This is a genomic window from Christiangramia oceanisediminis, assembly GCF_022570735.2.
In the GTDB taxonomy this organism is placed as follows: Bacteria; Bacteroidota; Bacteroidia; order Flavobacteriales; family Flavobacteriaceae; genus Christiangramia; species Christiangramia oceanisediminis.
Genome location: NZ_JANCNS010000001.1, coordinates 744,950 through 758,858, shown reverse-complemented (window position 1 = coordinate 758,858; position 13,909 = coordinate 744,950). Strand labels below are relative to the sequence as shown.

The following is a 13,909-nucleotide window of genomic DNA, read 5'->3' as shown; positions in this document are numbered from 1 at the left end:
GCAGCAATTATGCCAGTATTAGCCAAATAGATGACTTACCACGTCTTCGATCTTAGACACTTTAATGATCCTGATCTGGAAACTCGCCTTTGGGATCTTGCTTTGCTTTGATATCATAATAGAGGCGAACCCCAGTTTTTCTGCTTCCAGGATACGCTGTTCTATCTTTGTTACGGGTCTTATCTCACCTGCGAGGCCAACTTCGGCCGCAAAGCAGGTGTCTTTTTCGAGGGCGATATCTTCATTTGAAGACAGGATGGCGGCGATTACCGCGAGATCTATGGCCGGATCGTCTACACTTATCCCTCCGGTTACGTTTAGAAATACATCTTTTGCACCCAGCCTGAACCCAGCTCTTTTTTCTAAAACTGCCAGCAACATGTTCAGCCTTTTGGAATTGTAACCTGTGGTGGAGCGCTGCGGGGTGCCATAAACAGCTGTGCTCACCAGTGCCTGTATCTCGATCATCAATGGCCGCATGCCCTCGAGAGTGGAGGCGATGGCCGTACCGCTTAGGTCTTGATCGTTCTTGGAGATCAGGATCTCTGATGGATTGATGACTTCCCTTAGTCCGCTGCCATGCATTTCATAGATTCCCAGTTCATGGGTAGAACCAAACCGGTTCTTGTGGGCTCGAAGAATACGATAGACATGATTGCGGTCTCCTTCAAATTGAAGGACCGTATCTACCATATGTTCAAGTACTTTGGGCCCGGCGATACTGCCTTCCTTGGTAATATGGCCGATAAGAAGAACAGGCGTATTGCTTTCTTTGGCAAATTTGATGAGTTCTGCCGTGCATTCCCGAATCTGGGAGATACTCCCGGGGGAACTTTCAATATAGTCGCTGTGCAGGGTTTGAATCGAATCTATGATCAGCACTTCCGGCTGGATCTCTTCTACCTGCCGGAATATGTTCTGGGTTTTGGTTTCGGTTAGGATATAACAATTGGCGGGATTGGGGTCTATGCGTTCAGCCCGCATTTTAATTTGCTGCTGACTTTCTTCTCCGGAAACATACAGAACCCGATATTTAAGACCTAAGGAGATCTGAAGTAGCAGGGTGCTTTTCCCAATTCCGGGTTCACCGCCAAGTAAAGTGAGAGAACCAGGAACGAGGCCACCACCGAGCACCCGGTCTAACTCGTTATTTCCCGTATCCATACGGTTTTGAGGCGCATTCTCGATCTCTGCGATGAGCAATGGCTTTGAAGCTTTTTTTGCCTCTTTCTTGGCCGAAGTCTTCCAGTCCTTAGGATCTGGTTTTTCTACCAGTTCTTCAACGATGGTATTCCAGTCGCCGCAGGAATTGCATTTTCCCTGCCATTTGGCATGTTGCGCGCCGCATTTCTGACAATAAAAAGTGGTCTTTACTTTCGCCATTAATCGATTAAATTTATGCTAATAACCGAAATCTTTTTTTATTGCCTCGGCTTTTTCCAGCATAAAATCGGCATCCAGGAAGGCGATATTCTCCTGCCCGTATGCATTCTGATAGATCCTCATGGCCTTTTTAGGATTCCCAGTCTCTTCTTCATAGCGGGCTTCGAAAAAAGTACCCAGCATGGTACCGGGATAATGCTCATGGGCCATTTTATAAAGATCTTTATATTCCTCCCAGTTTCGGGTCTTTTCTATGGCATTATATACCGCCATAAAGTCGTTTACACTAATTTGTTTTTGAATTCCGTAGAGCTCGGTAATGGTATTATATTTCTCCTCCAGGTATTCTGAAGGTGAAACCGAAGTTTGTAAGAGAATCTCGTTATAGTCCTTTCTGGAAATAGGCCGGTAGATCTCGAACATACTTTCGATAGCCGATGGGATTGCCTTTCCAACAAGCGAATAATGACTGGCGCCCTCAAAATTGTCGAACTTATAGTTTATCTGCTTATTATCAACGTTCTTAAGAAGGTTATCCAGTTCTTTGATTTCATCCTTTAAGGCCGGGATGTCCTCGCTCGATGTTGCCAGGTAATACCATTTTCCGGTTTCAGCTTTATTAAGTGACTGGCTTATCCGGTCGGCCATTTCAGGTGCCAGGTCTGGGCTAAGGTTGATATAGCCCTGGAAGATAGGATTGGATTTCATCAGGTAATAATTGATGAAATTAGCCGTAAAATCATGGCCTACTATGATCCTGAAATTGGCAGTTCGGTATTTCTGGTCTAATTGTGCCAGTAACTCCATTCCGATGAATTCGAAAAATTTGGCGCCTTTGTCTACTGGAAGAAAATTGGTTTCGCTGTACTGGGTGTCCTCAGTTCTCAATCCATCCTGGTTGATGCCAACAACGATCATTTCTGGAGCGTCTTCCCAGTAGGAATAATAATCAACCATCCCGGCTACGGGTTCGAAGAGATAGTCACCATCGAGTACTACCATGACGGGATATCTTTTTTCAGTATTCTTTTCGTAATTCCTGGGCAGTTGAATTTTGATCTGCCTGGTTTCCCCTAATTTCTGGGAAGGCAGACTCTCATATTTGATCTGCGCGAAGTGGCTTATTGGCATTAGAAATGCCATAAGCACAATTAATAAAGGTTTCATAGGTCTAGTATTGATTCGGACCTACAAGGTACTTATTATTTCTTATTGTTTAAAAGTGGTAATAAAATAAAGGAAAGACCTCCAAAAAGCAGAACTACAGCGGTTTGTGTCGCCCAGGAGATCCAGCCGAAAGCTTCTGCTCCATTCTTTTCAACCCCGAAAAAGATAAGAATCCCGCCCACTGCAAGGGGATAAACGCCAATTCCGCCATTTGTGGCAGAGACGGCGAACGAACCTACCACGAACCCGGCCATAATGATATTAAAAGCGGTATCTGAAGTTTCGGGAAGGCTTAGTTTAATCACGTAAAACATAAGGACATAGAGGGTCCAGATGAGTATCGTATGAAAGATAAAGGCCCATTTCTGCTCCATTCTCAGTATACTTTTCATACCCTCAAGCAGGCCTTTGGCGATTTCCCTGATCTTCCTGAACGGAAGCCATGAAGAGCGCCTTACGATACTGATCCCTAGCAGGATACAGGCAACTATTCCTATTGCAAAAAGGAAGGTATAGAAGGGATTGATGTTCTGTTGGTCCAGGTATAGCAGGAGTTCATCGGTTTGCAATAAAATAACACCTCCAATAATGAGCATAAGTATTAGAAGATCTGCAACTCTTTCGGATATAATCGTCCCGAAACCTTTTTCAAAAGGAACCTCTTCATAAGTGCTCATGGTAACAGCACGAAGCACTTCTCCAGATCTCGGGATGCCGAAATTTGCAAGATAGGCGGCCATAACGGCCATAAACCTGTTGGGTAAAGACGACTGGTAGCCCATTGGTTCCAGCATATATTTCCAGCGGTGTGCCCGGGATAGGTGAGACAGGGTGCCTAAAATAAATGAAACGGCGATCCAGAAAGTTTTAGCTTCAACAATGCTTTCCCATAGTCGTTGCCGTTCTTCCGGACTCGAATTTCCAAGCGAATACCAAACCAGGAATACTCCCAGAAAAAGGGGTATTCCTATTTTAAGAATACGGGTTAGTTTCCGCTTCAAACTTTATTTAATTAAGAAGATTGGTTTTCTCGTTCGGGAATACCAGTGAAGGTTTGAATTTTTTGGCCTCCTCGATCTCCATAATTCCGTAGGAGATGATGATAAGAATGTCACCTTTGGCAACCTTTCTTGCTGCGGCCCCGTTGAGGGTGATCTCTCCGGAATTTCTAGGCCCGGGGATCACGTAAGTTTCAAGGCGTTCCCCATTATTATTGTTTACGATCTGTACCTTTTCCCCTTCAATAATATTGGCTGCTTCCATAAGATCTTCGTCTATGGTAATACTTCCAATATAGTTAAGGTCGGCACCTGTTACTTTAACCCTGTGAATTTTAGACTTTACTACGTGAACCTGCATCATTTGTTTTAGTTATCAAGAGCAATATTATCTATTAGCCGAATACCATCGATATAGGCGGCTATAAATGCTCTGTATTGATTCCCATTAATTTTTTGATCTGTTTTCTTTAAAGTTTCGGAATCGGCGATCTCAAAATATTCCAATTCCAGAGTTGGATGGTTTTCAAAGCTTTTTTTGACCCAATCGGTTATTTCTTTAACACTTTTCGTGCCAAATAGATCCCTGGCTTTCAGGAGGGTATGATAGATAAAAGCTGCTTCCTTTCGATTTTCTTTGCTTAGACGTTCATTCCTTGAAGACCTTGCAAGGCCCGAGTCTTCCCGTAAAATAGGGCAGCCAATAATCTCCACATCCAGGCCTTTTATGCGGGTAAGTTTTCTTATTATCTGCAATTGCTGGTAATCCTTCTCGCCAAAAAATGCCTTATTGGGTTCGATTGTTTCGAAAAGTCGTTTCACAACCGTACCTACCCCGTCAAAATGGCCGTTTCTGAACTTTCCTTCCATGACCTGTTCCAGGCCTTCGAAATCGAATCTTTCTGAAAGTATTTTGTCCCCATACAAATCGTAGGCTGAAGGAATAAAAACCCAGAGATCTTTTGCCTCCTTTACCAAAAGGTCAAGATCCTTTTCGGGTGTGCGTGGATATTTCTTAAGATCTTCCGGATTGTCGAACTGGGTGGGATTTACGAATATGCTCACTACCACCTGGTCGGTTTCCTTAAGGGCATTTCTTACAAGAGAAATATGTCCCTCATGCAGGGCTCCCATGGTAGGAACTAATCCAAGCGTCTTTCCTTCTGATTTCACCTTTCGAATGGCCTGTTTTAGCGCATCCTTCTCCCTAAAAACCTGCATTTTATTAGAAAATTAACAGCGTGCAAACTTAATATTTCTCTGGCAATCTGCATAAATTTTTGTAATTTTGCGTGTTTTTTATTCGGAAACGCAACTAAAGCATATAGTTTATGAAAGATAAGAGAGTGTTATACGTCTCGTCTGAAGTTATACCCTACTTACCTGAAACCGACATTTCCTCAACATCATTTGAAGCCGCGAAAATGGTCAATAATCTTGGTGGCCAAATTCGGATTTTCATGCCTAGATTTGGGAATATCAATGAAAGAAGGCATCAGTTGCATGAGGTGATCAGGCTATCAGGTATGAATCTTGTGATCAACGACCTGGATATGCCATTAATCATAAAAGTAGCCTCGATCCCAAAGGAGCGGATGCAGGTTTATTTTATAGATAATGAGGACTACTTCAAACGAAAGGCTACTCTCACCGATGAAGACGGGAATCTTTTTCCAGATAACGACGAGCGCGCCATTTTCTTTGCAAAAGGAGTGATCGAAACCGTTAAAAAATTGAACTGGTCTCCAGATATCATTCATGTTCACGGCTGGCTTTCTTCCCTGCTTCCATTATATCTTCGAAATTATTACGGGAACGAACCTTTATTCCGTGAATCTAAAATTATCACCTCGGTTTACAATCAAAGTTTCGATGGGACGTTAGATGAAGAGATGCGAGATAAAGTTTTGTTCGACGGATTGGAAAATGAAAATGTAAAACACCTGAAAAAGCCTACTTTTGTCAACCTGCTGAAAACGGCGGTAGACAATTCGGATGCTGTTGTGATTGGTGGTGATGATGTGCCGGAAGATCTTAAAAAGTATATAGACAAACTGGATAAACCCGTGCTTCCCTATACCGAAAAAGAAGCTTTCTCTCAGGCATATCAGGAATTTTACGAAACCAAAGTGATTACTGATTAGAAGTAAACGTATTAGATGAAATTAAACAGATTGTTACAGATGGCAACCGCCCTGGTTGCTGTTTTCGCTTTTGTGGGATGTGATGAGGATTACACAGATATTGGAGGAGAAATCATAAATAACCCAACAGATGTAGAGTTAACCGAAGTAGAGGTGAATGCTTACTCCCAGAAAATAAATTCCATTCAAACCAATAATCTTAATAATTACTTTCTTGGTGTAAATCAACACCCGATCTACGGAAGTAATACTGCCAGTATAGTTACCCAGCTGGTTTTGAGTCAAGCAGATCCTGATTTTGGTGATAACCCAGTGCTGGACAGTGTGGTGATGACCATCCCTTATTTTTCTACCGAAATTGAATCTACCTCCGAAGAGGGTGAGATCGAATATAAACTGGATTCTGTTTTTGGTGAGGGATCATTCAGGTTATCCATCTACGAAACCGGATTTTTTCTGAATACTTTAGATCCTGACTCTAATTTCGAGAATGCCCAGAGATATTATTCAGACCAGCAGCCTCAAATTGAGCAGAATATCTTGGGTAGCCCCATTTTTGTAAATGAAAATTTCAAGGCTTCTGCGGCCAGGTATGTTAATTTTGAGCCAGGCGATGGTGAGGTAAATGATACTGTAGCTTATGAACCAGCCTTTAGGCTGAAGCTTCCAACTGATTATTTTCAACAAAAGATCATAGACCAGCAAGGAACCGATGTTTTATTGAATAACGGCAACTTTACCCAGTACCTGCGAAGCTTCTTTATTAAGGCAGAGCAAAATTCAACAGAGGGTCAACAAATACTGCTGGACTATGCCAATGAAAATTCCATGATCAGTCTTTATTATACATATGAGGAAGAAAGGGAAAATGATGAAGGCAATATGGAAACAGTAAGCTTAAGGGGGAAATATGATCTGAACTTATTCAATGCCAATAGGTTTAATACCTATACAGGGGAATTTCCTGGTGATTTACTTGCTGAAATTGAAGACCAGGATCCGGGATCAGGTTCCGAAAATCTCTATCTCAAATCCCAGGAAGGTAGTATGGTTATTGTTGATATTTTTCCAGACGAAACGGTTCTTGAGCAGTTAAGGGGTAACAACTGGCTGATTAACGAGGCTAATCTTACTTTTTATGTAGCTCGGGACGAGCTAAACGGTGCTGAAGAGCCAGAGAGACTTTATCTATATAATGTTGAAAATAATACCGTGATTGCCGATTATCAGTTGGATCCTTCTCTCAATGAATCAGATCCATCGCAATCCAAAACTACATTTTCAGTTCCACTGGAAAGGGATGAAGATGAAAACGGGATCCTTTATAAATTAAGGGTCACCTCACACGTGGCAAGCATTTTGCGAGGTGATACCGAAAATGTAAAACTTGGTGTAGTGATCCCGGGTAATATTAATACTCCTAACTTCTCTGCCGTTAGAGGAATCGAAGAGGTTGAAAGAGTACCACTCTCCACTCTTTCTATTCCCTACGGAACGGTTCTCCACGGAGATGAATCTGCAGATGAGGAAAAAAGGCTTAAATTGAGGATCTATTACACAGACTATTAAATTGACTAAGAACTATGTGTGGAATTGTTGGATATATTGGGCATAGAGAAGCCTATCCCATTGTATTGAAAGGTTTAAAAAGACTGGAATATCGTGGATATGACAGTGCTGGAATTGCCATTTACGATGGTGAAGAGCTCAAAATGAGCAAAACCAAGGGAAAGGTTGCCGATCTAAAGGAGAAGCTGGAGAGCGAGATAACCACCAATGGTACGGTTGGGATCGGGCATACAAGATGGGCCACCCACGGGGAGCCAAATGATGTGAATTCACATCCTCATTACTCAAATTCTGGTGACCTGGTGATCATTCACAATGGGATCATCGAAAATTACGACTCCCTTAAAAAGGAATTAAAGAAAAGAGGATATACATTTAAAAGTGATACCGATACAGAAGTACTCGTAAATCTTATTGAAGATGTTATTCAGCAGGAAGGGGTAAAGCTGGGAAAAGCTGTGCAGATAGCTTTGAACCAAACCGTAGGTGCATACGCTATTGCAGTTTTTGATAAGAAAAAGCCAGATGAGATCGTGGTTGCCAGATTGGGTAGCCCATTGGCGATTGGTGTAGGTGACGATGAGTTTTTCGTCGCTTCAGATGCCTCTCCGTTCATCGAATTTACCAATAACGCGATCTACCTCGAAGATGGGGAGATGGCTGTGGTTAGAAGACACAAAGAAGTGAAGGTAAGAAAGATCAAGGATGACTCCCTGGTTGATCCTTATGTAACTGAACTTCAGCTTAACCTTGAGCAGATCGAAAAAGGAGGCTATGATCATTTCATGCTGAAAGAGATCCATGAGCAGCCTAGCGCGATTAGTGATACCTATAGAGGTAGGATGCTTGCCGATAAAGGTATCATTAGAATGGCCGGGGTAGATGATAATATGGAGCGTATCGCGAATGCGAAACGTATCGTTATTGTGGCCTGTGGTACTTCATGGCACGCAGGACTTGTTGCCGAATATATATTTGAAGATATTGCCCGAATCCCTGTTGAAGTTGAATACGCTTCAGAATTCAGGTATAGAAACCCGATTATTACCGAAAATGACGTGGTGATCGCTATTTCTCAGAGTGGTGAAACTGCCGATACCATGGCCGCTATCAAGCTTGCTAAGGAAAAGGGTGCTTTTGCATTTGGGGTTTGTAATGTGGTTGGTTCTTCCATTTCACGTGAAACACATGCCGGAGCCTATACGCATGCTGGTCCCGAGATCGGGGTGGCTTCAACCAAGGCTTTTACTACTCAGATCACGGTTCTTACCTTAATGGCTTTGAAACTTGGAAAATTCAAGGGAACTATTTCCCATAGTGATTTCCAGTTTCACCTTCAGGAAATGGAGAGAATCCCTGATAAGGTAAAAAAGGCCTTGAAAACCGATACTTTGATCCAGGAGATCGCATATAAATACAGGTATGCTCCAAACTGCCTTTATCTAGGTAGGGGTTATAATTTCCCTGTTGCCTTGGAAGGTGCCTTGAAATTAAAGGAGATATCTTATATACATGCTGAAGGCTATCCTGCTGCTGAAATGAAGCACGGGCCTATCGCATTGATCGATGAGCAAATGCCGGTAGTGGTAATCGCTACCAAAAAAGGTCATTACGAGAAGGTGGTGAGCAATATCCAGGAGATCAAATCCAGAAAAGGAAAGATCATCGCGGTAGTGACCGAAGGTGACCAGGAAGTTAGAGAGCTGGCAGATTATGTGATCGAGGTTCCAGAAACCATCGAATCGCTAACACCGCTTCTTACTACCATTCCGTTGCAATTGCTTTCTTATCATATAGCAGTGATGCTTGGTAAGAATGTAGATCAGCCTCGTAATCTGGCAAAATCGGTTACGGTAGAATAAAATTTTAATCAATTAGCATAATTAAAGGCCTTTTCGAATTAATCGGAAAGGCCTTTTTGTTTTTCAGTCTCAGGCAATATTGGGTGTTTTAAATCAGTATTTTAAAGCATTCGTCAAACATTAAAAACTTCTGAAAAATTCAATATGTTTTTTGCAAGAAAAATTTATCTTTGCAGCCTGAAAATGACCTGTTTCTTAATTAGCATATTTTAAATCAGGAAAATAGGTCTTTGAATTTTACTATTAAAAATTAAAGAATTAGATAAATGTCTAAAGTCACAGGTAAAGTTGCCCAGATTATTGGTCCTGTAGTTGACGTTGTGTTCGACTCAGAAAACGCTGAACTTCCAAAGATTTATGATTCATTGGAAATTACCAGAAAAGATGGTTCTACTTTAGTGCTTGAGGTTCAGTCTCACATTGGAGAAGATGTCGTTAGAACGATCTCTATGGATTCTACCGACGGTCTTAGCCGTGGGGTTGAAGTTGTAGCTACCGGAAACCCTATACAGATGCCAGTAGGTAAAGATGTATACGGGAGATTGTTCAACGTTGTTGGAGATGCAATTGATGGATTAGGAAACCTTCCTAAAAAAGGGAAAGACGGACTTCCAATTCACCGTGAAGCACCAAAATTTGAGGATCTATCTGTGTCTACAGAAGTACTTTTTACCGGTATTAAAGTGATCGACCTTATCGAACCTTATGCAAAAGGGGGTAAGATTGGTCTTTTTGGAGGTGCCGGAGTTGGAAAAACAGTACTTATCCAGGAATTGATTAACAACATTGCAAAAGGTCACGGTGGACTTTCAGTATTTGCTGGAGTTGGTGAACGTACTCGTGAAGGGAATGACCTTCTTAGAGAGATGTTGGAATCTGGAATTATAAAATACGGTGATGATTTCATGCACTCTATGGAAAATGGTGGATGGGATCTTAAGAAAGTAGACAAGAACGTGATGAAGGAGTCTAAAGCTACCTTCGTATTCGGGCAGATGAACGAACCTCCTGGAGCACGTGCACGTGTGGCTCTTTCTGGTCTTACCATTGCGGAATATTTTCGTGACGGAGCTGGAGAAGGGCAGGGGAAAGACGTTCTTTTCTTCGTAGATAATATCTTCCGATTTACCCAGGCAGGTTCAGAGGTGTCTGCACTACTTGGTCGTATGCCTTCAGCGGTAGGGTACCAGCCAACGCTAGCAACCGAGATGGGTGCGATGCAGGAGCGTATTACTTCTACCAAGCATGGATCCATTACTTCTGTACAGGCGGTTTATGTACCTGCGGATGACCTTACTGACCCGGCACCGGCAACTACTTTCGCTCACCTTGATGCTACAACCGTATTGTCTCGTAAGATCGCTGAGCTTGGTATTTATCCTGCAGTAGATCCTCTTGATTCAACTTCAAGAATCCTTACTCCGGATATTCTTGGAAAGGAACATTATGATTGTGCCCAGAGAGTTAAAGAATTACTTCAGAGATATAAGGAACTTCAGGATATTATTGCCATCCTTGGTATGGAAGAACTTTCTGAAGAAGATAAACTGGCAGTATCACGTGCAAGACGTGTTCAGCGTTTCCTTTCACAGCCATTCCACGTAGCCGAGCAGTTTACCGGTCTTAAAGGAGTGCTGGTTGATATTAAGGATACCATCAAAGGATTCAACATGATCATGGATGGAGAACTTGATAAGTATCCGGAAGCTGCCTTCAACCTTAAAGGTACCATCGAAGAGGCGATCGAAGCTGGAGAAAAAATGCTTGCTGAAAACTAAAATAAGTTAGATGTATTTAGAGATAGTAACTCCCGAAGCAGTAGTATTCAGAGCTCAGGTAGACGCGGTAAAAGTACCAGGTCACGATGGGGAATTCCAGATGCTGAATAATCACGCTCCTATCGTTTCTACCTTAACCGAAGGTGAAGTAAAGATCAATCTTGCTGCCGGAAGTTCCAACGAGGTAAAAAGAAAGGATCAGTCTGGTTTCAGAACTGAAGGTTCTAACGTTGTTTACTATGCAATAAAAGGAGGAGTTCTTGAAATGAAAGATAATAAGGCGATCGTATTGGCCGATTAACTTTCAGAACTTTAAAATATAAAGGCCTTCATTTGAAGGCCTTTTTTTATTTCCAGGATTCATAGTTTCATTCAGACCTCACAGGTTTCTAAAACCTTTGAGGTCTCTGTTTTGAAAAAAACCTGTGAAGTCTATTTTATTATTTTTTATTTTGAATTCAACCAGTTTTTCCTGTTTTCAAGCTGCTCCTTTGAAGGGTTTTCCCTCATCTCGATCTTATAGGTAGGATCTTCTGAAAGCTCTACTTCGGTAGTTCTCTCCTCACCGAAGCGTTTAAAAGCGATCTTTACTTGGCCATTCTTCTTTTCGCTGATCAACTTTTTGAAATCCTCGTTCGAATTCACTTCAGTTCCGTCAATGCTAATAATAAGGTCACCTTCTGTTAAACCTGCCTTATAAGCCGGGCTGGTTTTATAAGTGTTCCTGGCGATTTCAAGGCCGCCTTCTGTTTCTCTCAAGGAAGCTCCAAAATGGTTTTTCTCATCATCCTGGCTGATCTTTACTCCTACTGGTTCAAAAAGCTCTTTATAGTCCGGCATCTGGCTGTTGTAGATGTGTTTCTGAAAGAATTCTGAAGCAAATTCCTTCCCGGCATATTCTGCCAGAGTCTCTTCGATGTCTTCTACAGAGTAGGAAACTTCAGAATTGCCGTGTTTTTCCCACATGAGTTTTATAAAATCGTCCAGATTCAATTCTTTTCCCCTTAAAGCCAGATCCAACGCAAGGCCAAGAACACTTCCGTAGGAATAATAGGAAACAAAGGTATTTTCCCGGTTTACCGGATCAACGGAAGTCGCAGCGTCTACAAAGGGCGCCTGGTAGCTCATTTCAATAGGGTTGAAATACTCAAGTGCAGGTGAATTCCATACATAATTAAAGGTACCATTCAATCCGTTGATATATTCTTCTGAAGTGATTATCTGAGCCCTGCGAAGCATCAGTCCGGTGTAGTAGCTGGTAAATCCTTCAGCGAACCATAAGGAAGCAGACATGTTGGCTTCAGTAAAATCGAAAGGCTCCAGGTCTTCCGGGCGAATTCGTTCCACATTCCAGGCGTGGAAGAATTCATGGGCTACTGTCCCGATGTTTCCTTTCATTCCGCCTTCGGCAAGGCTTTCCCTATCGGTTAAAATGGTGCTGTTTCGATGCTCCATTCCGTCACCCGAAACATTGGGCATATAACAGGCCAGGAACGTGTATTTATCATAATCGAAATCTGGTAACTCTCCAAATACTTCTTTTTCCTGGATCACGATTCGCTTAACCTGGTCGAAATATTCGGCAAATTCCTCTTCAGTACCTTTATGATGAAGGGCGAACTGGATCTGTTGTCCATCCAGTTCGAATTCCTTCAGATCAAAATCACTGATCTCGGTTGGGCTGTCCATAAAATAATAAAGGTCAGGAGCAGAATAGGTCGTATTGCCTTCCAGTTTCAATTGTGTTGCCACTTTCCAGTCCAGGTCTTTACGCACCGCGAAATGAACCTTTATAGATCTATGTTCGAGTTCTGCAGCATACATAAAAGTGGCTGGCATATTGAGGTGGGCGTGGGTCTCATCAATTTGCGAATAAGTACCATCACCCCGGTTCGCAAAAAGGGTATATTCAATATTGATCGTTCCGTCATGTTCACTCACTTCCCAGGAGTAAGGATCCTTGCGAGTAACCTCCAGGGCTTCTCCCTTGCTGTTGGTCGCTTTAAAACCGTATACGTTCTTCACGAATTCATGCAGGGCGTATCTGCCAGGAGAAGTTCGGCTCATTCTAATTTCCAGGCTTTTGGATTTAACCTGCGGAAAATTAATAAGTACTTTGGCCTCGTGATGAACCGCATTTTCAAAAGAAATGGAATAGGAGTTCGTCTGGGCATTTCCGAAGAAACCAATCAGAAAAATGGCAATTATAAGTAAACGCATCATAGATTTTTGAAATTTGCTCTAAAGTAAAATTTTTATTGGAGTGAAAGAACTATTCGCTTTCCGGATTGTGACTGAGTATGTCTCCGGGCTGGCAATCCAGCGCTTTGCAGATGGCTTCCAGCGTAGAAAATCGAATGGCTTTTGCTTTTCCGGTTTTCAGAATGGAAAGATTAGCCGTGGTGATCCCAATGATATCTGCCAGTTCATTGCTCTTCATGCCTCTTTCTTCCAGGATCTTATCGAGATTGATCTGAATTGCCATTTTTTAAATAGTTAGGTCTTTATCCCGTTTTAATTCAGCACTGTTTTTAAATACCTTACTAAGATAAATGAAGAATAATCCGGTAGCGATAAGAAGCCAGGGGTTACCAGGATTGTCGAAATAGATCCCCAGGCTTAAACGGCTCTCGGCAACTGCTCTTGTGAAAAAATCTATAAACCATTCCAGGATGGTAATGCTTATAATCATTGAGCCTGCAAGTTTCAATCCCGCAATTTGTTTAGGGGTGTACAGTTTTTCTTTTTCAAATTCTTCAACAAGTTTTTTCAGTACATATAAAGAGTAAGCAAAAAGCCCTGTTAAAACCAATTCAAAAGTCGAAATAATCATAGTGGCGCCGAATGACTCTTCGACCAGTTTTTGATCCAGAAAATTTATTGATCGTAATTTAATTCTTCCGCCAAATAAGATCCAGAGATATAAGCCAATCGAGAGGATAAATTTTAGTAAAAGCAGGTAGAATGAAATGGAGATGATCAATTTTAGATAGGGGTGAGGTTTCATA

13 protein-coding genes are annotated in these 13,909 nt (G+C 42.0%); 5 read left to right on the top strand and 8 right to left on the bottom strand.

What is annotated here, in order from left to right; translation table 11 throughout:
* Positions 1-18: 18 nt before the first annotated feature.
* Genes radA through panC form a run of 5 tightly spaced genes read right to left on the bottom strand, consistent with a single transcriptional unit; the run spans position 19 to position 4,769 of the window.
* On the bottom strand, positions 19-1,383 hold the full coding sequence (gene radA / locus MKO06_RS03510; protein ID WP_241550954.1) for a DNA repair protein RadA: 1,365 nt from the start codon (positions 1,381-1,383) through the stop codon (positions 19-21).
* A gap of 18 nt (positions 1,384-1,401) precedes the next feature.
* Positions 1,402-2,550, bottom strand: coding sequence for an alpha/beta hydrolase (locus MKO06_RS03505; RefSeq protein WP_241550953.1), 1,149 nt, complete (start codon positions 2,548-2,550; stop codon positions 1,402-1,404).
* 35 nt (positions 2,551-2,585) lie between these two features.
* Positions 2,586-3,551: a lysylphosphatidylglycerol synthase transmembrane domain-containing protein gene (locus tag MKO06_RS03500; RefSeq protein ID WP_241550952.1), complete on the bottom strand. Its 966-nt coding sequence runs from the start codon at positions 3,549-3,551 to the stop codon at positions 2,586-2,588.
* A gap of 7 nt (positions 3,552-3,558) precedes the next feature.
* A complete protein-coding gene (gene panD, locus MKO06_RS03495; RefSeq protein WP_241551021.1) occupies positions 3,559-3,909 on the bottom strand; it encodes an aspartate 1-decarboxylase in 351 nt (116 codons plus the stop codon).
* A gap of 8 nt (positions 3,910-3,917) precedes the next feature.
* Positions 3,918-4,769 (bottom strand): pantoate--beta-alanine ligase, encoded by an 852-nt coding sequence (panC, locus tag MKO06_RS03490; protein WP_241550951.1) that lies wholly within the window; start codon positions 4,767-4,769, stop codon positions 3,918-3,920.
* 110 nt (positions 4,770-4,879) lie between these two features.
* Here panC and MKO06_RS03485 point away from each other — a divergent pair, with 110 nt between their 5' ends.
* The 5 genes from MKO06_RS03485 to MKO06_RS03465 all read left to right on the top strand — a co-directional run bounded on the left by MKO06_RS03485 (position 4,880) and on the right by MKO06_RS03465 (position 11,202).
* Positions 4,880-5,692, top strand: a complete 813-nt coding sequence (locus MKO06_RS03485; protein WP_241550950.1) for a glycogen/starch synthase — start codon at positions 4,880-4,882, stop codon at positions 5,690-5,692.
* A gap of 15 nt (positions 5,693-5,707) precedes the next feature.
* On the top strand, positions 5,708-7,261 hold the full coding sequence (gene bamH, locus MKO06_RS03480) for a BamH family beta-barrel-assembly machinery protein (RefSeq protein WP_241550949.1): 1,554 nt from the start codon (positions 5,708-5,710) through the stop codon (positions 7,259-7,261).
* A gap of 14 nt (positions 7,262-7,275) precedes the next feature.
* Positions 7,276-9,123 (top strand): glutamine--fructose-6-phosphate transaminase (isomerizing), encoded by a 1,848-nt coding sequence (glmS, locus tag MKO06_RS03475; RefSeq protein WP_241550948.1) that lies wholly within the window; start codon positions 7,276-7,278, stop codon positions 9,121-9,123.
* Positions 9,124-9,389: 266 nt separating this feature from the next.
* Positions 9,390-10,901 carry a F0F1 ATP synthase subunit beta gene (gene atpD / locus MKO06_RS03470; protein WP_241550947.1) on the top strand — a complete coding sequence of 504 codons (1,512 nt, stop codon included), beginning with the start codon at positions 9,390-9,392 and terminating at the stop codon, positions 10,899-10,901.
* Between the two features lie 10 nt (positions 10,902-10,911).
* Positions 10,912-11,202, top strand: a complete 291-nt coding sequence (locus MKO06_RS03465) for a FoF1 ATP synthase subunit delta/epsilon (RefSeq protein WP_156280027.1) — start codon at positions 10,912-10,914, stop codon at positions 11,200-11,202.
* Positions 11,203-11,348: 146 nt separating this feature from the next.
* Here the strand turns inward: MKO06_RS03465 and MKO06_RS03460 are convergent, their stop codons facing one another.
* The 3 genes from MKO06_RS03460 to MKO06_RS03450 are packed head-to-tail and all read right to left on the bottom strand — an operon-like array spanning position 11,349 to position 13,908.
* Positions 11,349-13,121, bottom strand: a complete 1,773-nt coding sequence (locus tag MKO06_RS03460) for a M61 family metallopeptidase (protein ID WP_241551020.1) — start codon at positions 13,119-13,121, stop codon at positions 11,349-11,351.
* Between the two features lie 52 nt (positions 13,122-13,173).
* The gene (locus MKO06_RS03455) at positions 13,174-13,386 is read right to left on the bottom strand and encodes a helix-turn-helix domain-containing protein (RefSeq protein WP_241550946.1); all 213 of its coding nucleotides are present in this window, start codon (positions 13,384-13,386) and stop codon (positions 13,174-13,176) included.
* A gap of 3 nt (positions 13,387-13,389) precedes the next feature.
* On the bottom strand, positions 13,390-13,908 hold the full coding sequence (locus MKO06_RS03450; RefSeq protein ID WP_241550945.1) for a DUF2975 domain-containing protein: 519 nt from the start codon (positions 13,906-13,908) through the stop codon (positions 13,390-13,392).
* Position 13,909: the final 1 nt, after the last annotated feature.